The organism is Vibrio sp. OPT41 (assembly GCF_015163595.1).
In the GTDB taxonomy this organism is placed as follows: domain Bacteria; phylum Pseudomonadota; class Gammaproteobacteria; order Enterobacterales; family Vibrionaceae; genus Vibrio; species Vibrio alginolyticus.
Map to the genome: position 1 here is coordinate 738,227 of NZ_JADDYH010000014.1, position 22,261 is coordinate 760,487.

At 44.9% G+C, this 22,261-nt stretch carries 20 protein-coding genes; 4 read left to right on the forward strand and 16 right to left on the reverse strand.

All coding sequences use genetic code 11. From position 1 onward, the window contains the following. Positions 1 to 7: 7 nt before the first annotated feature. From bioD to bioB, 4 genes are read right to left on the reverse strand one after another with little or no spacing between them, the layout of a single operon-like run. A complete protein-coding gene (gene bioD / locus IQP38_RS06950; RefSeq protein ID WP_005378217.1) occupies positions 8 to 694 on the reverse strand; it encodes a dethiobiotin synthase in 687 nt (228 codons plus the stop codon). Next, on the reverse strand, positions 691 to 1,512 hold the full coding sequence (bioC, locus tag IQP38_RS06955) for a malonyl-ACP O-methyltransferase BioC (protein ID WP_005388087.1): 822 nt from the start codon (positions 1,510 to 1,512) through the stop codon (positions 691 to 693). Before bioC ends, bioD begins: the two co-directional genes overlap by 4 nt. Further along, positions 1,512 to 2,663 carry an 8-amino-7-oxononanoate synthase gene (bioF, locus tag IQP38_RS06960; RefSeq protein WP_017821706.1) on the reverse strand — a complete coding sequence of 384 codons (1,152 nt, stop codon included), beginning with the start codon at positions 2,661 to 2,663 and terminating at the stop codon, positions 1,512 to 1,514. Before bioF ends, bioC begins: the two co-directional genes overlap by 1 nt. After that, positions 2,650 to 3,702, reverse strand: a complete 1,053-nt coding sequence (gene bioB / locus IQP38_RS06965) for a biotin synthase BioB (protein WP_005378222.1) — start codon at positions 3,700 to 3,702, stop codon at positions 2,650 to 2,652. Before bioB ends, bioF begins: the two co-directional genes overlap by 14 nt. Positions 3,703 to 3,832: 130 nt before the next feature. On the opposite strand from bioB, the gene bioA reads away from it, so the two are divergent. Next, positions 3,833 to 5,113 (forward strand): adenosylmethionine--8-amino-7-oxononanoate transaminase, encoded by a 1,281-nt coding sequence (bioA, locus tag IQP38_RS06970; protein ID WP_054575124.1) that lies wholly within the window; start codon positions 3,833 to 3,835, stop codon positions 5,111 to 5,113. Between the two features lie 69 nt (positions 5,114 to 5,182). Here the strand turns inward: bioA and IQP38_RS06975 are convergent, their stop codons facing one another. The 8 genes from IQP38_RS06975 to lrp all read right to left on the reverse strand — a co-directional run bounded on the left by IQP38_RS06975 (position 5,183) and on the right by lrp (position 14,248). Beyond that, the gene (locus IQP38_RS06975; RefSeq protein WP_017634396.1) at positions 5,183 to 5,449 is read right to left on the reverse strand and encodes a DksA/TraR family C4-type zinc finger protein; all 267 of its coding nucleotides are present in this window, start codon (positions 5,447 to 5,449) and stop codon (positions 5,183 to 5,185) included. Between the two features lie 137 nt (positions 5,450 to 5,586). Further along, a complete protein-coding gene (locus tag IQP38_RS06980; RefSeq protein ID WP_031812824.1) occupies positions 5,587 to 6,015 on the reverse strand; it encodes a hypothetical protein in 429 nt (142 codons plus the stop codon). Then, on the reverse strand, positions 6,005 to 6,907 hold the full coding sequence (locus IQP38_RS06985; protein ID WP_017634398.1) for an N-acetylmuramidase domain-containing protein: 903 nt from the start codon (positions 6,905 to 6,907) through the stop codon (positions 6,005 to 6,007). The genes IQP38_RS06980 and IQP38_RS06985 overlap by 11 nt, the downstream gene beginning before the upstream one ends. A 203-nt stretch (positions 6,908 to 7,110) precedes the next feature. Further along, positions 7,111 to 8,418 (reverse strand): serine--tRNA ligase, encoded by a 1,308-nt coding sequence (serS, locus tag IQP38_RS06990; RefSeq protein WP_005437179.1) that lies wholly within the window; start codon positions 8,416 to 8,418, stop codon positions 7,111 to 7,113. Positions 8,419 to 8,509: 91 nt separating this feature from the next. After that, positions 8,510 to 9,865 carry a replication-associated recombination protein A gene (locus IQP38_RS06995; RefSeq protein ID WP_038889531.1) on the reverse strand — a complete coding sequence of 452 codons (1,356 nt, stop codon included), beginning with the start codon at positions 9,863 to 9,865 and terminating at the stop codon, positions 8,510 to 8,512. Then, positions 9,866 to 10,492: an outer membrane lipoprotein chaperone LolA gene (lolA, locus tag IQP38_RS07000; RefSeq protein ID WP_017634949.1), complete on the reverse strand. Its 627-nt coding sequence runs from the start codon at positions 10,490 to 10,492 to the stop codon at positions 9,866 to 9,868. Between the two features lie 61 nt (positions 10,493 to 10,553). Continuing rightward, positions 10,554 to 13,601 carry a DNA translocase FtsK gene (locus IQP38_RS07005; RefSeq protein WP_017634950.1) on the reverse strand — a complete coding sequence of 1,016 codons (3,048 nt, stop codon included), beginning with the start codon at positions 13,599 to 13,601 and terminating at the stop codon, positions 10,554 to 10,556. A gap of 152 nt (positions 13,602 to 13,753) precedes the next feature. After that, positions 13,754 to 14,248, reverse strand: a complete 495-nt coding sequence (gene lrp / locus IQP38_RS07010; RefSeq protein WP_005378234.1) for a leucine-responsive transcriptional regulator Lrp — start codon at positions 14,246 to 14,248, stop codon at positions 13,754 to 13,756. Positions 14,249 to 14,404: 156 nt separating this feature from the next. On the opposite strand from lrp, the gene ald reads away from it, so the two are divergent. After that, complete coding sequence (gene ald, locus IQP38_RS07015) at positions 14,405 to 15,529, forward strand: alanine dehydrogenase (protein WP_005378241.1); 1,125 nt, start codon at positions 14,405 to 14,407, stop codon at positions 15,527 to 15,529. Positions 15,530 to 15,622: 93 nt separating this feature from the next. On the opposite strand, the gene IQP38_RS07020 is transcribed toward ald, so the two are convergent. Together IQP38_RS07020 and cysB are read right to left on the reverse strand one after the other, a co-directional pair. Beyond that, positions 15,623 to 16,819, reverse strand: a complete 1,197-nt coding sequence (locus IQP38_RS07020; RefSeq protein ID WP_017634951.1) for a methyltransferase — start codon at positions 16,817 to 16,819, stop codon at positions 15,623 to 15,625. 53 nt (positions 16,820 to 16,872) lie between these two features. Then, positions 16,873 to 17,847 (reverse strand): HTH-type transcriptional regulator CysB, encoded by a 975-nt coding sequence (cysB, locus tag IQP38_RS07025; protein WP_005388967.1) that lies wholly within the window; start codon positions 17,845 to 17,847, stop codon positions 16,873 to 16,875. A gap of 313 nt (positions 17,848 to 18,160) precedes the next feature. Between cysB and IQP38_RS07030 the strand changes: the two genes are divergently transcribed. Continuing rightward, positions 18,161 to 18,925 (forward strand): hypothetical protein, encoded by a 765-nt coding sequence (locus IQP38_RS07030; RefSeq protein WP_005378247.1) that lies wholly within the window; start codon positions 18,161 to 18,163, stop codon positions 18,923 to 18,925. A gap of 97 nt (positions 18,926 to 19,022) precedes the next feature. Further along, complete coding sequence (gene miaE / locus IQP38_RS07035) at positions 19,023 to 19,793, forward strand: tRNA isopentenyl-2-thiomethyl-A-37 hydroxylase MiaE (protein WP_017634952.1); 771 nt, start codon at positions 19,023 to 19,025, stop codon at positions 19,791 to 19,793. 125 nt (positions 19,794 to 19,918) lie between these two features. On the opposite strand, the gene IQP38_RS07040 is transcribed toward miaE, so the two are convergent. After that, positions 19,919 to 21,547: a methyl-accepting chemotaxis protein gene (locus tag IQP38_RS07040; RefSeq protein WP_017634953.1), complete on the reverse strand. Its 1,629-nt coding sequence runs from the start codon at positions 21,545 to 21,547 to the stop codon at positions 19,919 to 19,921. 155 nt (positions 21,548 to 21,702) lie between these two features. Next, positions 21,703 to 21,969, reverse strand: coding sequence for a hypothetical protein (locus IQP38_RS07045; protein WP_017634954.1), 267 nt, complete (start codon positions 21,967 to 21,969; stop codon positions 21,703 to 21,705). Between the last annotated feature and the right edge of the window lie 292 nt (positions 21,970 to 22,261).

A 22,261-nucleotide genomic window follows, 5' to 3' on the forward strand; every position in this document is an offset into this window, starting at 1 on the left:
AACACCATTAGTCAGTGTTTAGCAACGGCTCTACATTAATGTACTTGCCTAGCTCTTTACGTTTAGCACTTGGAATATATGGAATTTCCCCAAGCTTAGGTGCATCGATACGTGCTTCTAGCATCTCGATAATGTCAGCGTAGTGCTCTGTGCCTGGGTTGACGCGGTTTGCCACCCAGCCAACAAGATTCAAACCATCCGCTTTAATACTCTCTGCTGTGAGTAAAGCGTGGCTCAAACAGCCTAATTTAATGCCAACCACCAGTACAACAGGTAACTGCTCTTCTTTTACCCATGTAGATAAACAGTCCGTATCGGATACTGGCACACGCCAGCCTCCAGCACCTTCAACGAGAACAACATCGGCTTGCTGCTTATGTTGAGCCAGTTTTTGACTCAGAACATCGTAACTTATTTCGACATGTTCATGCTTCGCTGCAATGTGGGGAGAAGCAGGCAACTCTAAAGCGTATGGGTTCACATCATCATAGGCCACATCGAGTGTTGCGGCGTCTTGTAAGTGTAAAGCATCAGAGTTACGCCATCCGGCTTCAGTCTTGTCACTCCCTGCTGCCACTGGCTTATAACCAATAGTGTTTAGTCCTTTTGCGGCGATCGCTTGCAAAATGGCTTTAGACGCTACCGTCTTTCCAACATCAGTATCCGTACCAGCAATAAAAAAAGCATCAATCATAGATGTATTACTCCAAAACAAACCTGATAACTTGCAGGTAGAAGACCTTGATCGTTTTTAAACGCTTGGTACGCATGCTCAACTTTTAACAAAGTCTCGCGACTAGTTAAACCGTGTGAGCGCCCGCTTACGTGATTTGCACCTATACCTTTGAGGTCACGCATAACTGAAAATGCAGAGTCGTACCAAACTGTGATGGTGGTCAAGTCTAGTTGATGGCTGTCACATCGAGATTGCGCTAACGCAATTTTTACCTGATTGAGCGTTAGAAAGTTATTGACGTGTTGATATGCATCAATTTTTTCCCATGATGCACGCAGCTCATACAGTGATCCATCAACCAGTGTAGAGAACCACGCTTTCCCACCATTTTTTAGCACGCGGCGCACTTCTTTTAGTGGGTAACTTAAATCTGTACACCATTGCAGCGCTAAACTTGAAAACACATAATCGAAGCTATCATCGTCAAATGGTAAGTTTTCAGCATCAGCAACTTGGTAGTGCATTCGTACTGCACCACAACGCTGCTCTGCTTTATCTAACATGGCTTGAGAGATATCGCCGCAGACTACTTCCGCACCGCGTTGTTGAAGTAGTTGGGAGAAATAACCCGTGCCACAACCTAAATCCAATACACGTTTTCCCGTCAAGTTTTCAGGAAGTTTATCAAGCAGCTGATGCCCGACATCACGTTGAAAAGCCGCATGTTTATCGTATGTTTCTGCTGCTTTACCAAACGAAGAGGCAATCGCGTCTTTATCTTGATGGAAACTCTCTAACGCGAGCGTTTGCGCTAATGCGGTAGTTGCATTATCCATTACAGCGCTCCTAATGCTTGCTTCAATGCGATTGAAAGCGTTTTAACTTGTTCATTAGTGTGATTGGCAGTGAGTGTGATTCGAAGACGAGACGTTCCTTTAGGCACCGTCGGAGGGCGAATAGCAGTCACCCAAATACCGTTTTGGCGACAAGCACCTGCTACTCGCAAAGCCAATTCAGATTCACCAATCAAAAAGGGCTTAATCGAAGTTTGAGTCTCAACAAACCCCTCAAGGTCGCTAAGGCTATCTCGATACACTTCACTAAGCTCAGAGAGCTTTTCACGTCGCCAAGACTGCTCTTGAACCATAGAAACCGCATGCGTGAGCGCGTAGGCTTGTGCCGGAGGCATCGCTGTGGAATACACATGGTGACGAGCAAACTGAGTCAAAAAGTCTCCCGTTGCGTGGTCACATAAAATAGCCGCGCCAGACATACCAAACGCTTTGCCGAAAGTAACGATCAGTATCTCGGGTTTAACCGTTGCCAACTCGCAAGAACCACCACCGGATTGACCAAGAACGCCAATACCATGAGCGTCATCGACAGCAAACCAAGCATCATGACTACGAGTGACTTCAGCTATATCGCTAAGCGGCGCACAGTCGCCGTCCATGCTGAATACCCCTTCAGTCACAACTAGATGGTTGTCTTCGCTATTAATCAGCGACTTTAGGTGCTCGATGTCATTGTGTTTGAAGCGCTTCATCTTAGCTGGTGACAACGCCCCCGCTTCCATCAGTGAGGCATGGTTCAAACGGTCTTGGATCAATACGTCTGATTTTTCCAACAAGGTGAACAACAAGGCTTGATTAGCACTGAATCCAGAACCAAACAGAATTGCTCTGTCGTAACCCAACCATTCGGTCAGTGCGGCTTCTAAATTGCTGTGCGCGGCACTAAAGCCAGTCACCATCGGTGATGCTCCACTGCCACTACCATATACGCTTAAACCTTGCTGCCAAGCCCGAACAAGCGCTTGGTCATTAGCCAATCCCAAATAATCATTACTTGAGAAATTAATGTAGCGTCTACCTTCGTGTTCCAAAACGGACTGGTTACCGGCAAACACCACATTCATAGAACGATTCAACCCTTGCGTTTTACGCTCAGCAAGGGCGGACTCGATACGAGATTTAAACGCTGGCATCGTAGAAAAGGTCGTCTTTTGTCGGACGGGCAGCAACGCGCTCTACGACGCGATCGAGTAACTCGTTTTCTTCGATTTCATCAGGCTTTTGAGACACCTCTTGGCTGTTAATACCGAGCTTATTGAACAGCATCATGTCCTTATCTTCAGAAGGATTTGGAGTCGTCAGAAGTTTGCAGCCATAGAAGACTGAGTTTGCACCCGCCATAAAACACAGCGCTTGCATTTGTTCGTTCATGTTTTCACGGCCAGCCGATAGACGAACCGCTGATTGAGGCATCATGATGCGCGCAATCGCAATCAAGCGAATGAAATCGAATGGCTCAACATCGTCCACCTCTTCCAGTGGTGTGCCTTTCACCTTAACCAGCATGTTGATTGGCACACTTTCAGGATGCACTGGCAAGTTAGCTAATTCAACCAACAAACCTGCTCGGTCGTTAGCACTTTCACCCATACCGATGATGCCACCGGAACAGATCTTCATGCCAGCATCACGAACATGAGACAAAGTATCTAAACGGTCTTGATAAGTACGTGTGGTAATGATGTTGCCGTAAAATTCAGGAGACGTATCTAGGTTGTGGTTGTAGTAATCCAAACCTGCGGTTGCCAGTTGTTTTGCTTGATCTGGTGTCAACATGCCTAATGTCATACACGTTTCTAAACCCATGCCCTTCACGCCTTTGATCATGTCGGTCAAATGCGGCATGTCACGCTCTTTTGGATTTTTCCATGCTGCGCCCATACAGAATCGAGTAGAACCAGCATTTTTGGCTTTTTGCGCAGCATCGAGTACGCGTTCTACTTCCATCAGACGCTCTTTCTCGATGTCTGTGGTGTAACGAGCACTCTGAGGACAGTACTTACAATCTTCTGGACAAGCACCTGTCTTAATCGACAGAAGCGTGCTTACTTGAACATGGTTGGTTTGTTGATATTGACGATGTACAAGCTGCGCTTCGAATAGGAGATCCATGAATGGTTTTTCCATGAGATCGCGCACTTCAGCATGCGTCCAGTTATGACGAACTTCCACGTGTATTCCTTTAGTCACTTTTGTTGTTGTGTTGACAGTCTACTGAGTCTCGATAAACTGTCAACACAACACAAAGGAACAAAGTTTACATCTGTTTATTTTTTAACCTTAATTGTTATTGGAATCGCACATGGATCTCGCCTTCGACCGCCAGCATATCTGGCATCCTTACACTTCGACATTGACACCTCTGACCTGCTACCCAGTGGCATCGGCAAATGGTGTTCACATTAAACTGGAAGACGGTACAGAGCTGGTCGATGGAATGTCTTCTTGGTGGTCGACGATCCACGGCTATAACCATCCGCACTTAAATCAAGCCGCTCACCAGCAAATCGATCAGGTCTCTCACGTGATGTTTGGCGGGATTACCCACCAGCCAGCAATCAGTTTGTGTAAGAAGTTGCTATCCCTAGCCCCAAGTAATCTTGAACATGTATTCCTTGCCGATTCAGGCTCCGTTGCCGTAGAAGTCAGCTTAAAAATGGCACTGCAATATTGGCATGCAAAAGGCGAACGCCGACCGAAGTTTCTTACTTTGCGACACGGTTATCACGGCGATACGTTTGCGGCGATGTCGGTTACCGATCCTGACAACTCAATGCACTCTCTCTACAAAGGCTTTTTACCTGAACATATCTTTGCGGAGTCCCCAACTTGTGGTTATTGGGATGAATGGGATCCAGAAGCTCTTACTGACTTCGAGCATAAGATTGATACGCACCATCAAGAACTTGCTGCGGTGATCCTAGAACCTATTGTTCAAGGCGCAGGCGGCATGCGCATCTACCATCCAGAATTTCTCAAAGGCGTGCGTAGGCTTTGCGACAAATACGGCTTGTTATTGATTGCAGATGAGATCGCTACCGGATTTGGTCGTACCGGTAAGTTGTTTGCCTGCGAACATGCAGACATTCAACCAGACATTCTGTGTGTCGGGAAAGCACTCACTGGCGGCTACATGACCCTCTCTGCGACCCTGGCGAGCAAACACGTAGCAGACACCGTTTGTGGTGGTGATGCAGGCTGTTTTATGCACGGCCCAACCTTTATGGGTAACCCACTTGCCTGCGCTGTTGCCACTGCAAGTTTGGAATTGATTGAACAAGGTAACTGGCAACAGCAAACCCAACAAATCGAAGCGTTGTTTTCTGAGTTACTGCCAAAACTTGAAGAACACGAGTTGGTAAAAAACACCCGTTGGTTAGGTGCCATTGGCGTAGTGGAGACGTATCGCCCTGTGAATATGGAAACCATCCAAGCCTTGTTTGTTGAACACGGAGTGTGGATTCGTCCATTTGGCAAACTGATTTATATGATGCCGCCGTTCATCAGCAAGCCAGAAGATATTGAAAAGTTAGTGAATGCGATTGATGCTGCGTTACAACGTAAAGACTGCTTCGCTTCATAGTTCAATTGAACATGAAAACGGTTTGAGTATGAGACTCAAACCGTCTCGTTATTTATTAGAGCAGTAAAGTTATCGGAGTTGACTGTCTTTACTCGCTCGTCTATTGAACAATGCTTGGCGTTGAGACACCAATTCGATTGTTGACTGACATTCGATACACAAACGAACGCCTTTCATAGCAAAACGACGTGCTTCTGGGATCTCATCACCACACTCATCGCAATAATGGGCGCTTTCACCCCTTGCGATACTGCCACGAACACGGGAAATCTCGTCGTCTATTGTGTTTTGAATTTGTTGGCTGACGCTATCGTCATTGGCCCACCCTACGGCCATAAGCCCTCCTCGTTACTTGAATGAGAAAATCTACTTACCGTGGTAAGGTGGATGATTATATCGATTACAAATAACAAGATAATTAAGGTAAATACGAAAACACTATTACGTTTTAGTAATAATTACTCTGTAATCGATTATTCGGCGCTCTCATGGAAAAGCAATGCAAGGTTACTCATACTCCCTTCCTCACATTCAAAGTACTGCGTTTGCTCAGGCTCTCTCAAAGTAACACTGAGTATCTTCTCTACCTCACCAAACTCCTCGCTAAAGTACTCACTGACTAATATGACGCGCTCACCAATACTAAATTCCAGTGACTTCTCATCTACCAACGCTCGATGATACTGGTCTAATTTAAAGTCCTTTATAACTAAGGTTCTTTCAATACTGCTCCCCCCTAAATTAAGCTCCGACAGTAGAACCTGACTGTTTATATTTTCTATTGATATTTCTAGACGGTTAGGATGTGAAACATCACACTTAAATAGCGCAGTATTAGTGTGGCTGGAAGCACAAGCAGATGAACTAAAAATAAGTCCAAGCAAAGAAATGTTACGCAGCATTTTTAATCGAAGCATATTTTTTGTAAGCCTTTTCTAATTTGACGTCGTATTGATTTTTCTGATACTCAGAACCATTGTAACCACGAGCAAAGGCAGCCCAATTTTTATCTCTTATATGTTCACCTAAGCCAGACTTTTGGATAAACGTAACAAAAGCCTCAAGTTGTTTCTTCTCCGACTCGAATACAGCTTTAACAAAGGATTCAGCGGTAACATGACCAGCTAACTTGAAATTAAAGCCCATAATTTGGAAACGTCCCCAAGATGCGGAGCGGATTGCTGCATTTGAATTCAGTTCAATCGCTTTATTTAAACGTACGTATTCTGAGATACCACCAACGTACAGACTTCGATTCCAATGCCGACTTGAAATACTCGGATGACTGTTATCGTAGGCTCTTGAAGTGAGTCTCGAAAATATATGAGCCTCAAACAAAATCTTTGGCTTACCATTGCTAAAGTAGGCTTCTCCTCGGCTCTCAACTTCAGCTACAGCTTTAATAGCAGCGACTTCGCATCCAAGAGTTTCAGCTACTTTGCTATAATCCAAGTCCGTCAACGCATCTCTTGAGCCAACCAAGGGTAACGTATATGCCACCGCAGTCTCAGGTGTTCGTTTTAAATACTCATTTAGCTTACGATGGCTTCTTCCATTCACATCTATCCTTCCATCTGGACGAGCCATCCCAACAAGGTTTTTCTGAAAAGCTTTAATTGCGGCGACAGTCTTGGAGTTTTCCGGTCTAGAGCCTAGTTTCCCATCCACTTTAAGCTCCTTTACTCCCTTTAAAGAACCAAGCAATTGGTTAATAGACCTTTGTACCGTACGAATATCAACATCCACATTTTTACCACCCAAGCCAACAGAGCCGCTTATTCTTATTGAAGCCATGAAAGTACCTCCTTTTTAAATTTTGGAGGAGATTGTCATGCCCAATAAAGCTTAGAAAAATATCATTAAGAATTGTTTTCAATAATTTAGGTCAACTATGCAATACCTCATCCAATATTTACATAACAACGTATTTTCACTCGACGCAGATAACAAAAAACCCAGCACTGAGGCTGGGTTTTGGTGTTCTAGTGGTTAATGAGTTAACCGATGTGCGTTGCGCCTGCCATGTACTTCTGAAGTACTGTAGGGATTGCAATGCGGCCGTCTGCTTCTTGGTTGTTTTCTAGGATAGCAACCATTGTACGACCTACAGCAAGACCAGAACCGTTTAGCGTGTGTACAAGTTCAGGTTTCTTCTCGCCTTTACGACGGAAACGCGCTTGCATACGACGAGCTTGGAAGTCCCACATGTTAGAACATGAAGAGATCTCACGGTAAGTTTCTTGAGCAGGAACCCAAACTTCTAGGTCGTAAGTCTTACGAGCGCCAAAGCCCATGTCACCTGTACATAGAACCACTTTACGGTAAGGAAGCTCAAGAAGTTGTAGAACTTTCTCAGCGTGACCTGTTAGCTCTTCTAGTGCGTTCATTGAATCTTCTGGCTTAGTGATTTGTACTAGCTCAACTTTGTCGAACTGGTGCATACGGATCAGACCACGAGTATCACGACCGTAAGAACCTGCTTCTGAGCGGAAACATGGCGTGTGCGCTGTCATCTTAATTGGTAGATCCGCTTCGTCAGAAATCGTGTCACGAACTAGGTTCGTTACAGGTACTTCTGCAGTAGGGATTAGAGACAGTTTACGTGGCTCTTCGTCGTTTACTTTTTCTACTAGCGGCTCAGTGTGGAAAAGATCTTTACCAAACTTAGGAAGCTGACCAGTACCGAATAGGCTGTCAGAGTTTACTAGGTAAGGTACGTACATTTCTGTGTAGCCGTGCTCTTCAGTGTGAAGATCTAGCATAAACTGAGCGATTGCACGGTGTAGACGAGCGAATTGGCCTTTCATCACGATGAAACGTGCGCCAGTGATCTTAACTGCACTTGCGAAGTCTAGACCGTCGCCCATTTCGCCTAGGTCAACGTGATCTTTCAGTTCGAAGTCGTAAGACTTTGGCTCACCCCAACGAGAGATTTCAACGTTGTCGTTTTCATCTTTGCCATCTGGCACTTCATCTGCTGGGATGTTTGGTACAGAAAGCGTGAATTCGTCTAGTTGAGCCATTACTTGCTCAAGTTCAACTTTCTTCGCATCAAGATCGCTACCTAGCGTACCGATTTGTTTCTTGATCTCTTCTGCGCCTTCTTTGTCGCCAGCCGCCATTTTTTGGCCGATTTGCTTGGAGATGGAGTTACGCGTGGATTGTAAATTTTCTACTTCTACTTGAATGGACTTACGTTGTTCTTCAAGTTTACGAATAGTATCTACGTCTAGCTTAAAGCCACGACGCGCCAGTTTAGCAGCTGTTTCATCCAGCTCTGTACGAAGTAATTTAGAATCCAGCATTGTTAATCCTATGCTTTTTGTTGTGAAATCACGCGCACTTTCCAAGCGTACGCGTTAAAAAAATTTACTGAACAAATGTATCCAAAAACGCCTACTTTTCATAGCGCTTTTGTGGGCTATTTGCGTCTAAAGTAGCCAAGTAATCTAACTTTTCGCCGATTTTGGTCTCTAGACCACGATTTGTCGGCTGATAGTACCTACGATCGCCCATTTCAGGCGGCAAATATTGCTCACCGGCTGCGTAAGCACCAGGCTCATCGTGAGCATAACGATACTCAGCCCCATAACCCATGTCTTTCATCAAACTGGTTGGCGCATTTCGAAGGTGATGCGGCACTTCATATTCAGGTAAGTTATGAGCGTCCGTTAGCGCTTGTTTCCAAGCAACGTAAACGGCATTACTCTTTGGAGCGCACGCGAGATAAACAATAGCTTGAGCAATCGCACGTTCACCTTCTGCTGGACCAACGCGTGTAAAACAGTCCCACGCGGAGAGTGCCACTTGCATGGCTCTAGGGTCCGCATTGCCGACATCTTCCGATGCTATCGCAAGTAATCGACGGGCAATATAAAGAGGATCACAACCCGCAGCAATCATACGTGCAGCCCAGTAAAGCGCCGCATCTGGGTTAGAGCCACGAATGGATTTGTGGACCGCAGAGATTAAGTCATACCAGATATCACCTTTGTTATCGAAGCGAGAGACTTTCTCCCCTGCCACTTCAGCCAGCAACTTAAGCGTGATCTCTTTTTCACCTTGCGCATTATCTTCTGCCATGTCGTAGAGCAGCTCAAGATAATTGAGAGACATGCGAGCATCACCGTTGACCAGTTCTGCTAGGCGGTCTAATACGTTATCAGCGAAATGTGCGGGTGTATTGCCCAAGCCACGCTCTTTGTCACTGATCGCTTGATTCAGCGCCAGTGAGATTTCATCTTTATCGAGAGACGTTAGCTTGTAGACACGTGCACGTGACAGCAATGCGTTGTTTAACTCAAACGATGGGTTTTCTGTCGTCGCACCAATAAAGGTAACCGTGCCATCTTCGATATGCGGTAAAAACGCGTCTTGTTGAGATTTGTTGAAGCGATGCACCTCATCCACAAATAAGATGGTGCGGCGACCCGCCATTTTGTTCTCACGTGCTTTCTCGATTGCAGCACGGATTTCTTTCACACCAGACGTTACGGCAGACACACGCTCTACTTCAGCATTGGCGTAGTTTGCAGCCACTTCCGCTAATGTCGTTTTGCCTGTGCCTGGTGGTCCCCAAAGGATCATAGAGTGAATGTGACCCGCCTCTAGCGCACGGCGCAGTGGCTTACCAGGGCCTAAAATGTGCTGCTGTCCAATGTATTGCTCGATTGTTTCCGGTCTCATACGAGCAGCAAGGGGACGAAAATCTTCGTCCCCCGAGAAATCTAATGTGTAATTACTCACTACCAATTAATTCCTTTGGTCATCCACATCCACACCTTTTGGAATTGTGAATGTGAATCTGTCTGCTTTTGGTTTACCCAGCTTCACGTTGTTAAAGGTGAACAAACCTTTTTGACCGTCTTGCTCAACCACGTTGAAGCCTTTCACGACACCTTTGGCATCAATATTAATCTGGAATTGACCTTGTGTGGAGTCTACTGCGGTAGGAATGAGAGTGAACTGGTCACCTTTTTGAGATATTTTGTAGTTATTCCAATCACTTGCTCGGTTACGCGTTAGCAAAACAAATGGCGTTTGCTCTGTTGCTTGCTCTTGCCAGTAGATGCTCACTTGCTCGATGAATGGGCTGTAGTACCACAATGTCTTACCGTCAGAGACCAATAGGTTCTCATCAGGGAATGTTGTACTCCAACGGAACAGGCTTGGGCGAGCGATTTCAACCGTACCTTCTCCTTCCATAACCGTTTCGCCTTCAGGGCTGATAACCTGCTGAGAGAAATCTGCACTAAAGCCATCATTCATAGAAAGGCGTTTGTTTAATTCATCTTTAGGAGACGCTGCGTGTGCAGTAGAGAAGAGGGAAAAGCTTAAAACAAGCGCGGAGAAAAGTTTCGCTGAAAATAGTTTTTTCATTCAGATACCTATTATTAGAACCACTCACCTCAGTTGGACTGAGGTGAGTAACACAAGTTCATTAATCTTTTGGTGGCGCAGGTGCCAGTACTTCACGGTTACCGTTATGACCCGGAGCACTTACGATGCCCTGCGCCTCAAGCTGCTCTACAATACGGGCGGCACGGTTGTAACCTATCTTAAATCGGCGCTGAACACCGGAAACCGAACCTCGACGTGATTGAACCACGTGCTCAACAACTTGATCGAAGAGCGGGTCTACATCTTCATCCGCTTCCATTTGCTCACCTGGCAATAGACTTTCTGGAGTTTGATCTCCACTGATGATCTCTTCAATGTAGTTCGGTTTACCACGCGCTTTCCAGTTGTTTACAACAGCATGAACATCATCATCTGATGCAAATGCACCGTGAACACGAGTTGTATGACTTGACCCCGGCGGTAGATACAACATATCACCCATACCAAGTAGTGATTCTGCGCCGCCTTGATCTAGGATTGTACGAGAGTCCGTTTTAGTCGATACCGTAAACGCAACACGAGTTGGAATGTTCGCTTTAATTAGACCAGTAATAACATCAACCGATGGACGCTGAGTCGCAAGAATTAAGTGAATACCTGCCGCACGCGCTTTTTGCGCCAAGCGAGCAATCAGTTCTTCAACTTTCTTACCTACCACCATCATTAGGTCAGCAAATTCGTCAACAACAACGACGATGTAAGGCAGCTTTTCTAGCAATGGCGGTTCAGTATCCATGCTGTCGCCTTCTTGCCAGAACGGGTCATGGATTGGGTGGCCCGCTTCTGCTGCCATCTTCAATTTTTCGTTGAAGCCCTTCACATTACGTACACCTAATGCCGACATCAATTTGTAACGACGTTCCATCTCGCCCACACACCAACGTAGAGCATTTGATGCGTCTTTCATATCAGTCACAACTTCAGAAAGAAGATGAGGGATACCTTCATAAATAGAAAGCTCTAGCATTTTCGGGTCAATCATGATGAAGCGTACATCTTCTGGGCCAGCTTTATACAGCATGCTCAAAATCATCACGTTCACACCTACCGACTTACCAGAACCTGTTGTACCTGCTACTAGCACGTGTGGCATCTTCGCAAGATCTGCCACCACAGCTTCGCCCGCAATGTCTTGACCTAACACAACCGTTGTTGGTGACGTTGCTTGCTCAAACTGAGGGCTACTGATGACATCAGATAAATAGACCGTCTGACGACTCATGTTTGGCAGTTCCAAACCGATGTAAGGCTTGCCAGGGATTACTTCCACGACACGTACCGCCATCGCAGACAATGCACGCGCTAAGTCAGTTGAAAGACCAGAAATACGACTTACTTTCACCCCCGGCGCCAAATCAAGCTCAAAACGAGTGATCACTGGACCAGGATAAATACCAACCACATCGGCTTTGATTTTGTAGTCAGCGAGTTTGCTCTCTACCAATCGAGCGACCTGCTCTAACGCATCACGGTCGATAAAGTTTTCACGTTTTTCTGGATGATAAAGCAACTCGAGCGTTGGGAGTGGCTCTTCCGGAACTGGCAAGTTTTCTTCTTTCTGTACCAAAAATGGGTTTTGTGTTGCAGCGACTTTGGCTTGCGCATTGGAAACCATATCTTGGAATGCGGTAACGTCTTGGTCGTTGTCTTGGGCCTCTTCTACCTCCACTTTTTGAGGTGCAGGTTCAAATGTTGTTGAAGGTGTTGCAACTTGCTGATGAGGCGTTGTTGGCTGTACTTGCTGCGCAGGCTGAGACTCCACTTCGTCTTCATCATCTAACACATCAAAGTCAGAGATCGTAGGCTCAATATGTTGGCTCGATTCCGTTTGCGCCGTGATGCTATCTAATACAGCAGAATCAATTGCAGGCTCTTCATGTACAGGATGCTCAATACTTGGCTGCTGTACTTGCTCTGCTTCAAATTGTTCGTACTCCGCATAATCTGGTTCAACACTGATCGGTTCTTCTGTAGCTGTATGTGGCTCTACATAGGAAGAGTAAGTGTCTGCAAATGATGGGGCTGCCTGTTCTTCAGTTCCCCAGTCATCTGCTTGTTGCGCCGCTGCTTCAAGCTCTTCTATCGTAACATTCAGTTGCTTGGTGCGTTCCAAGAGCGGATCAACGTTATCCGTGTTAACCGTATGGATAGGTTGTATTTGAGGCTCAGGTTCAGAATAAACTGGCGCAGCATTAACCGTAGCCTTGCGTTGTGGTGGCGTCGGTTCTACCATCGCCTGTTCCGCAGGCTTATCAGGTTTAGCTTGCGGCATATAAATAGGATACTCATGCGCTGGCGCCGGCTCTTTCGGTTCATCGACATCGTACGCCGTTAAATGAGGAAGCGGCTCATCATCAATTTCATGGTCTACATTATGTTTAGGCGTAGAGACTTTATCTTCTACAAACTCATCAAGCTGAGGTTCTAAAACTTCCTGCTCTGAACCTCTTGCCTTATTTGCAAGCGCGGCAATTAGTGCTAACGCACGATCACCAAGCCATTCCACGATGTTAAGCCATGAGATGCCAGTGAAGAGCGTAAAGCCCGCTCCCCACAAGAACAGCAGTACCAATGTGGTACCGAGTACATTCAATGTAGGTAAAGCGAGGCTAGACAACACATCCCCGACCACACCTCCGGATGAAAAATACCAAATGTCATCAAAATTAATATCGGCAAGACCGCAACTGGTCATAATAAGGACGACAAGACCGAGCAGCCTTGTACCCCATAGCATGAAATCAATTGGCTCATCTTCTCCTCGTTTACGGCAAATCACCCATGCAGCCGCCGCTAGCAAGAAAGGGATTGGGTAAGCGAGAGAGCCAAATGTGAAGAATAGAGTATCGGCTAGCCAAGCGCCGAAAAGGCCACCAGCATTATCGATATCCCCTCCCCATGCGGTTTGGGACCAAGAAGGATCGGCCGGACTGAAGGTAAATAGTGCAACCGCAAGCAATACCGAGCTAAGAACGCCAACGATAAAGCAGCACTCTTTTAAGCGTTGGAAGCCATTTAAGCGTGAAGACTGGGGCTCTTCACTGGTTTTGATAATGGTTTCGACTTTCTTTGCGTTCTCTTTGAACATAAATCAACTTGAATATGGAAATGAAATAGGAAATTGCAAAACATTCCGAGCGGCATCAAGCCGCTCGGTAAATTGATTTAACCATATCAAGGAGAAAAACCCAATTACTCTCTGGCGAAAGCGGAAGCATATACCGCTTTCTTTGCAAGAAATTAACGAGTTTTGATCACAAGCTGGTTAGATTGTTTCACTTCTTCCATAACAACGTATGTGCGAGTGTCATTTACGCCAGGTAGACGTAGTAACGTATCGCCCAATAGTCGGCGGTAAGCACCCATATCTGATACACGGGTTTTAAGAAGATAGTCAAAGTCACCTGAAACAAGATGACACTCTTGTATGTCGTCTAGCTTTTGAACAGCTGAGTTAAACTGCTCAAACACATCCGGCGCACCACGGTTTAGCGTAATCTCAACGAATACTAATAGTGATGCATCCAGGAACTGCGGATTCAATAATGCAGTATACCCTGTGATATAACCCTGACGCTCTAAGCGACGTACACGCTCCAAACATGGCGTTGGAGAAAGTCCCACACGTTTTGAAAGCTCAACGTTTGAAATACGACCGTCTTTCTGCAGCTCATTAAGAATGTTGCGGTCGATACGGTCTAGTTCCTTGGACGGCTTTTTATAGTTGTCTGCCATTTTTTATTCCACCTTATTACTTCCTTGCAAAAAAATATACTACAACTTTTTAATATTTGGTGCCAAATTTTACAAATCTATAACTATACTAGTTATTAATTCGACAATAACACCCTACTAACAGTTAATACAACCATTATAGAAAGAGGATACAGGATGATCATTGGCGTACCTAAGGAAATCAAGAATCACGAATATCGTGTTGGTATGATCCCAGCTAGCGTGAGAGAACTCATCTCACATGGTCACCAAGTTTTAGTTGAGACCAATGCAGGTGCCGGCATTGGTTTTTCAGACGATGATTACATCGCTGTCGGCGCATCCATTCTCCCTCATGCTGCTGACGTATTTGCGCAAGCAGACATGATTGTAAAAGTAAAAGAACCCCAAGCAGTAGAGAGAGCAATGCTCCGCGAAGGGCAAATTTTATTTACTTATTTACACCTAGCACCAGATTTTCCACAAACTGATGAGCTAATCAAGAGCAAAGCTGTCTGTATAGCCTATGAGACTGTAACAGATAATATGGGTCGTTTGCCACTGTTAGCACCAATGTCAGAAGTGGCAGGTCGGATGTCTATCCAAGCTGGTGCGCAAACGTTGGAAAAATCGCACGGCGGTCGTGGTCTGCTCCTAGGCGGCGTACCTGGTGTTGAACCTGCAAAAGTCGTTATCGTTGGTGGTGGCGTTGTTGGTGCAAACGCTGCTCGTATGGCGGTTGGCCTTCGCGCTGACGTCACCATTCTAGACCGTAACGTAGACACACTTCGTAAGCTTGACGAAGAATTCCAAGGTCGCGCAAAAGTGGTTTATTCTACTGAAGACGCTATCGAGAAGCATGTTCTAGAAGCGGACCTTGTTATCGGTGCCGTTCTAATTCCTGGCGCAGCAGCACCTAAACTGGTCACTAAAGAGCACATTGCTAAGATGAAGCCTGGTGCAGCAGTGGTTGACGTGGCAATTGACCAAGGCGGTTGTTTCGAAACTTCACACGCGACAACTCACGCAGATCCAACTTACATCGTTGATGAAGTGGTTCACTACTGTGTAGCAAATATGCCTGGCGCAGTTGCTCGCACTTCAACATTTGCACTCAACAACGCTACGCTTCCATACATCGTGAAGTTAGCAAATAAAGGCTACCGCGAAGCACTTCTAGAAGACAAAGGCTTCCTTGAAGGTCTAAACGTTATTCACGGAAAAGTAACATGTAAAGAAGTAGCAGAAAGCTTTGACTTGGAATACGTTGAACCAACTCAAGCTATCGCTATGTTTAATTAATGACAAAATAAAACATAACTTGTCACGTTTTGTTTACAAAAGCCCACTCATAAGTGGGCTTTTTCATATAGAGCGTTTGGCTATAAAGAATAACTAAATCTTATATGCACAAATTAAAATATTTCTAGGTGTGACCGATTTAGGGCAAAACTCTGACAATCTAACACGGTAACCACGTTCTTCAAGATAAAGCACTTTGTCTAATGCGAGCCAGATCTCCAACGGACGTTGAAAAACAAGTTGCACTAAGCTCATTCTCTCCATTTGCCAGAAGCGTTGTTCGCTTAACTTTTCAAAATGAGAGAAATCGATTTCTTGAGGAAGAACAATGCCTTTTTGCTCCGCTGCCCAGCGACATAAAGATTCAAAACCATCACTTAATTGCGACTTACGGATACTCGGCACAGGCTGATACTCTGCCATTCCCAAAGCTTGTCGCGTGATCAAATCAAACCCAAGACGAAACATCATTTCCTGCTGACGATGACGACGCACGCGCTCTCCTCCTGTCACCGTTTGTTGTAATGGGATACGCAGTTCTTGCTTAGACAATGAGAGAGAAGAAGCCCTGCCCGATTCCGACATCGGCTGGTATTGTTCCGACTGAATCAAGTGGTAACAACAAGGTGATATGGTCATCGCAGCAATCCCATTTTCACTGCCGTACTGCATTAGACGAGCGTGAAGGTCACCGCATGCATGCAGTGCTACTGCGTGTTGCGTTGGCTTAAACACGGCTTTCGCTTTGCTATCAAACGCGTCGCCTTGAATAAACGTCATCTTCCAATGATGTTCATTGGCTGCTTGTTGCCCCGAATCGCACAGTGCTTGTTGGTATTCAAAGCTGGTTACAGGCTGATCGGTTTGCGTTGTCAGGATTCGCCCCAAGTAACCTTTACCTGAGCACCATTCTAGCCATTCTTCGCCACAGTGTTGTTGAATTGCAGCTTCACCCATCGAGCTAATTTGCTCCAACTTACGTCCCGGAATACCGTTATCTAAACCACGAGCGAGTTCCAAGCCGTTTAACGACAAAAGCTCTAAATGAGTCAGTTCTGCGAGTTGTTCAAGCTCAGGCAAAAACGGACTAAGTGCTTTTAACGCGAGTTCTGGTGCTGCTTTGTATTCTTCGATTTGAGAGGGAGTAAGAGACGCTAGCCATTGGCACAGTCGAGGATGTTGCTCCTGCCAAGGTAATGATGTGTGAATGCTGCTTTTAAAAGGCTCGAATCGCCACAAAGATTGGTTTTCGATTAAGCAGTCATTAATAAACTGAAATTGCGTTTTCATAGCTCCCCCTACAACGAGCGCATTGTAGAGGGAATCGAAACATCAATGAAGTGTTATCTCACCGGAAGCTCGATGTCTTTAAACATCTCTTCGATTTCTGCATTAGACTTCAACGAAATCGCCTGCTCAACCACTGGACGCGTTAAGTGCGGTGCAAAACGCTCCATAAAATCGAACATGTAAGAGCGTAAGAATGTACCACGGCGGAAGCCGATGCTCGTGGTGCTCGCGCCAAACAAATGGCTCGCATCTATTGCAACCAAGTCACCGTCCTGCTCTTCATCCACAGCCATGCTTGCAATCACACCCACACCAATACCCATACGAACGTAAGTTTTAATGACGTCTGCATCAGTTGCCGTGAACACCACTCGCGGGGTTAAACCTTCGCGGTTGAATGCTGTATCCAGCTCTGAACGACCAGTAAAACCGAACACGTAAGTGACTAATGGGTAAGCGGCAAGATCACTGATCGTTACTTTGTCTTTCTTCGCTAGTGGGTGGTCTTTAGGCACAACTATTGAACGATTCCAGTGATAACAAGGCAGCATGATGGCATCTTGATATAAGTGAAGAGCTTCTGTCGCAATCGCAAAATTCGCAGTGCCTTTAGCTATCGCCTCAGACATTTGTGACGGTGTACCTTGGTGCATGTGTAACGACACTTTTGGATAACGAGAAGTAAAACCTTTGATGACATCTGGCAGTGCATAACGAGCCTGCGTATGTGTCGTGGTGATATTCAGCGTCCCCATTTCTGGATGGGTGTGCTCTCCAGCCACCGCTTTGATACTTTCTACACGAGCGAGAATTTCTTGAGAGATACGTACAATTTCTTCTCCAGCTGGCGTCACTTGCGTTAAGTGCTTACCGCTACGTTCAAAAATCTGAATACCTAACTCATCTTCCAGCAACCGAACCTGTTTACTAATACCTGGCTGAGAGGTATATAAGCTTTCCGCCGTTGCAGATACATTCAGATTATGGTTTACAACCTCAACAATATACTTCAGCTGCTGCAGTTTCATCGTAATCCCTTACTTATTCATGAGAGAGTTTATTGGCCACTCAAGCGAGCGATATAATAATTAGTTATAACGCGTTCAAATCGAAATGAACAGCAATTTCTAACTTATACCTCAATCACATACTAATAATCTTCAAGCAAGAAACAATATGCACAAAGTTGAGCCAATAAATGACCGAAGTTCTATGATGTGACTTCTATCAGTAACTAAAACGTGGGAGAGACAAAATAATCAAACAAATAAGGTGCCGAGTAAGATAAGATTCATGTATTCTTTAACGCTAGCCGCAGAAAAGTAAAGCAGACGCAAAGATATGAATATTGGTTTAATAATCGCTTTGGTAGCCATCCTACTGGTGTTAATCCTAGGCTATAACATTATGTTGCAATATAAGGTTAAAGTTGAAACCGCAAAAAGGCAGGAATCAGCGCGATATGTAGCCTTGATAGATGGTACTGAAGAGTTGATTGGTCATGCGCACCATATCCCTTTTAGTAAAGAGCTGTTGCTGTGTCTAAACAATCGTATTCTTGACGCGCTAGAGAGCATGCATGAGCTGGACCCGAAGAACAAGCAACTTGCTCAACGTATCGAAAATATGAAGCAGCAGATTACGCAGCTAAAAGAGAATGGTCCTACTGGCGAGAGTACCACTTTCAAGATGCCGAGTAGTGATAAACAAGCTATCGTCATGCTTAAGCTGGTTAAACGACTTCGCGACACTATCCGTAACGAGCACAACAAAGGCCGATTGGATACCCAGACTTACGTCACCGAAAATGCGCGCTTGGAAACGATGCAAATTCGCATCAACATTGAAAATGTCATCAAAAGAGCAAACGACTCTATCGCTCGTGGCCAACCAGGCACCGCGCTTCAACTGCTGCGTAAAGGTATCGATGCTTTGAGCACTAAGAGCGATCCTTATTCTATTCAAGCGAAACAAAAGCTTGAAGAGATGTTAGGTGACTTAGATAAAAAGCGCCAAGATAAAAGCGATGCCGAAATGCAGCAGATTGCTGACAAAGAGCGTGACAATGACATGGAAGCTCTCTTCGGCGAGAAGAAAAAGTGGTAACATTCACTTCAGGTCAAAAAAGGCTGCAATTGCAGCCTTTTTTCTATCCGCAAGACAACGGATATGCCCAATAAAAATGTGAAGTACTAAAACTAAAATGATGAATCTAGACGCCTATCAAGATCTTCTTGCTCCCATTAACCAATTTCTGCGATGCAGTACACCTGATGAATGGGTAGAGGAAGCAAAGAAACCAGAGAACCTTCAAACCATTTTGTTAGACCACCTACTGTGCGAACTAAAAGCTGGCCAATCTGCCATGTTTTTAATTCGTAAGTATGCCGTTGACCAATCCAGTTCACATGCTCTACTTGACTGGTTTAAGCCCTACGAAGATTTTGCTTACCGTAACGTAGGCTCATTGGAAACTTTAAAAGGCAAGAGCAATATTTCTAAGTCAATCATGGCTAAGTCCGACTCACCATACAGCCAAGATTTGATCGATAAGATGGTGCTTTTGATAAAAGAGGAGTTACACCACTTTTATCAAGTTTTAGAGATCATGGAAAGTCGTGGAATTGAGTACAAAAATATTCCAGCAAGTCGTTATGCTAAAGGACTGATTTCGCATATGAAGACTCATGAGCCGGAAACGCTGATCGATAAACTCATCATTGGTGCGTACATCGAAGCCCGATCTTGTGAGCGTTTTGCCAAACTAGCACCACATATGGATGACGATATCGCAAAGTTCTACATTTCTTTATTACGTTCAGAAGCACGCCATTACCAGGATTATCTTGTATTAGCGGAGCAAATCGCAGGCAAAGATATCAGCGAGCGCATCGCCTACTTTGGACGTATAGAGGCAGATTTAATTTCTACGCCAGATACAGATTTTAAGTTTCACAGTGGTATTCCAGCCTAGCGAGCATATTCTCCCAAGGTTGAGCATACTCTGAACTTATATAGACAGAGAATAAATAAGCCGGACATTTCGTCCGGCTTATTTATTGTAGCAATGAGGTTAGGAATAAAGCTGAAACACAACAACTAGAGCTGGAATGAACCCATTCGAGTTTTCAAGTTGTGCGCTAGGCTACTAATCTGCTGACAAGCCACAGCCGTTTGTGAAGCTCCCTCAGCCATCTCTGTTGAAGCACTATTAATATGCTCCACGCTGCGATTCAGCTCTTCGGATACAGAATTCTGCTCACTGCACGCCGTTGCGATTTGTGTACTCATTTGCGCTATGTTATCGACAGAATGTTCAATTTCTTTTATCTGGCTATCAGCATCATTAACTTGCTCAACACACTGAGAAATACCCTCCTGACAATCACGGCTTGAATGCCCTATTTTACTGCTGCTCTCTTGTAGTTGATTAACAATTTCCACAATTTGTGAAGTGGAGTCTTGAGTGCGTTGCGCCAGAGAACGAACCTCATCTGCCACAACAGCAAACCCACGTCCTTGTTCACCAGCCCGAGCGGCTTCAATTGCGGCGTTCAGTGCTAACAAGTTTGTTTGCTCGGCAATCCCGCGGATCACATCTACGACCACATTGATATTGTTTGAGCTCGATTCAAGCTCACGTGCCAGTTCATCTGATTCTTGGATCGTATGTGATACACGCTCAATTACTGCGATAGTTTGTTGTAACGTCACCGTTCCTTGCTTTGCCACTTCCGCAGCCGAATAAGCAGAGGTTGCGCCAACTTCGGTATTTTGTGCCACTTCACTTACAGCAGCTTGCATTTCTGTCATCGCAGAAGCCACCGAGCTAAGTTCAATTTGTTGATTTTGCATACCAGAAGCGGTCTGAGAAGAAATAGCACTCACTTCCTCTACTGCTGCCGTTAGCTGAATCGTTGAGTCATTAATCTCAGAAACCAACGAATGTAAGTTTGTTTGCATACCGACAAGCTCTTTGAGCAGCGTTCCTAACTCGTCTTTGCTCAATTCGCTTTCGTCGATTTGATTATTCAATTGACCCTTGGCGATTTTGGAAGCGAATTCCAGTGCTCGATCAACAGGCCCGCAGATGACTCGAGAAAGCAACATGGCAGACATTACCATGACCAATGCGACGACAAGCGCACCAACAGCAGCGCTGTATTGTGTAAATGCCGCTTCACTTTGTACTTCTTCGCCAATCAAATTCACCAACTCATCGTTCAACGCGAGGGTATCATCCAAGCTGCTCAACGCTTTTGAGTAGGTATCGAAACTTGATAAAATTACATCATTTGCACTTTCAGCATCGCCTTGGCTTAGCAATACGTTGTAAGTCTTCGTTTCTTTGATGTATTGATTCCAAGTTTCTTTAAAAACGCTAAAGGACTGCGTTTCACGCTTATTAAGGTCGAGCTTTTCGTATTCTGCAATACCAGCCTGCACATCAGAACGCCATTGGTCGAGGCCTTTTAACCATTCACCAATTTTGGGGTGATTTGCGTTTGGCAATAAAGAGAACTCATCTTTACGCACTTTAGTAATATCAACTTGGATACCTTTCAAAATCGCAACAGAAGGTAAACTTTTATCTGTTAACACTGAAATGTCTTTATTCAGTGTTAACAAACCTTGCACCAACATTACTGACACTAAACCAAACACGGCAAAAACGGTTAAATAACTAACCGATATTTTCTTTACGACACTTAAGTCTTTAATACGCATGCACTTTCTCCCCGCAGCCTTTCCAAACCTCTCACTTAAGTGAAAGCTTAACCTCTAAAACACACTGTTTTTTGCGCTCGATATCATTGAACGCTCTTATATACATCGGCTTGAGAGATCAAATCTTGACCAGTAATTGATAGTTTTATCACATGCTATTTTAGAGATAGGCTCGCATGCTCCGTATTGTGTCTACATCTTTTCATGAGCGCTTCTCGGCGCAGATCCAAGATCTCATCGATGAGCTTTTCTTTCGCATTTATCCCAAAATGCTGGGCATAATTTTTTACTTTTGCTATCTCATTAGGTTGCAAGCGGTACACCTCTTTCTTTAAACGTGCTTCTGCTTCACTTCTAATCAAACCTTGCTCTTGTAACAATTTAATGATGGTTTCATCGGTTGGATTTACTGCTCTAGCCATGGTGCTCCATCTATCAATTTGAGTTCTAGCCATATGGCTAGATGAATGACGCCGCACAACTTATAGAGCAAAGATGACAGCTTGATTGCAGTGAATGCAATTCGTTGACTGTTGGTATTATTTTTCCACCGCTTCAACGGCCACACACTCAATACCCCCATCCTAACCATTGAATAAAGATCACATTCTGATAACAATTTTCAGCGCTGGCTTAGATGTCATCCATATTTAACGTGCAAGTAACATTTATAAACAAGAATGATTGCTCTAGTTCAAATGATGGAAAAATAAG

What these genes read in the sequence shown, in the direction of transcription:
- bioD (WP_005378217.1), bottom strand. Translation starts at nt 694, where the DNA reads ATGATTGATGCTTTTTTTATTGCTGGTACGGATACTGATGTTGGAAAG.
- bioC (WP_005388087.1), bottom strand. Translation starts at nt 1,512, where the DNA reads ATGGATAATGCAACTACCGCATTAGCGCAAACGCTCGCGTTAGAGAGT.
- bioF (WP_017821706.1), bottom strand. Translation starts at nt 2,663, where the DNA reads ATGCCAGCGTTTAAATCTCGTATCGAGTCCGCCCTTGCTGAGCGTAAA.
- bioA (WP_054575124.1), top strand. Translation starts at nt 3,833, where the DNA reads ATGGATCTCGCCTTCGACCGCCAGCATATCTGGCATCCTTACACTTCG.
- IQP38_RS06975 (WP_017634396.1), bottom strand. Translation starts at nt 5,449, where the DNA reads ATGGCCGTAGGGTGGGCCAATGACGATAGCGTCAGCCAACAAATTCAA.
- IQP38_RS06980 (WP_031812824.1), bottom strand. Translation starts at nt 6,015, where the DNA reads ATGCTGCGTAACATTTCTTTGCTTGGACTTATTTTTAGTTCATCTGCT.
- IQP38_RS06985 (WP_017634398.1), bottom strand. Translation starts at nt 6,907, where the DNA reads ATGGCTTCAATAAGAATAAGCGGCTCTGTTGGCTTGGGTGGTAAAAAT.
- serS (WP_005437179.1), bottom strand. Translation starts at nt 8,418, where the DNA reads ATGCTGGATTCTAAATTACTTCGTACAGAGCTGGATGAAACAGCTGCT.
- lolA (WP_017634949.1), bottom strand. Translation starts at nt 10,492, where the DNA reads ATGAAAAAACTATTTTCAGCGAAACTTTTCTCCGCGCTTGTTTTAAGC.
- IQP38_RS07005 (WP_017634950.1), bottom strand. Translation starts at nt 13,601, where the DNA reads ATGTTCAAAGAGAACGCAAAGAAAGTCGAAACCATTATCAAAACCAGT.
- lrp (WP_005378234.1), bottom strand. Translation starts at nt 14,248, where the DNA reads ATGGCAGACAACTATAAAAAGCCGTCCAAGGAACTAGACCGTATCGAC.
- ald (WP_005378241.1), top strand. Translation starts at nt 14,405, where the DNA reads ATGATCATTGGCGTACCTAAGGAAATCAAGAATCACGAATATCGTGTT.
- IQP38_RS07020 (WP_017634951.1), bottom strand. Translation starts at nt 16,819, where the DNA reads ATGAAAACGCAATTTCAGTTTATTAATGACTGCTTAATCGAAAACCAA.
- cysB (WP_005388967.1), bottom strand. Translation starts at nt 17,847, where the DNA reads ATGAAACTGCAGCAGCTGAAGTATATTGTTGAGGTTGTAAACCATAAT.
- IQP38_RS07030 (WP_005378247.1), top strand. Translation starts at nt 18,161, where the DNA reads ATGAATATTGGTTTAATAATCGCTTTGGTAGCCATCCTACTGGTGTTA.
- miaE (WP_017634952.1), top strand. Translation starts at nt 19,023, where the DNA reads ATGATGAATCTAGACGCCTATCAAGATCTTCTTGCTCCCATTAACCAA.
- IQP38_RS07040 (WP_017634953.1), bottom strand. Translation starts at nt 21,547, where the DNA reads ATGCGTATTAAAGACTTAAGTGTCGTAAAGAAAATATCGGTTAGTTAT.
- IQP38_RS07045 (WP_017634954.1), bottom strand. Translation starts at nt 21,969, where the DNA reads ATGGCTAGAGCAGTAAATCCAACCGATGAAACCATCATTAAATTGTTA.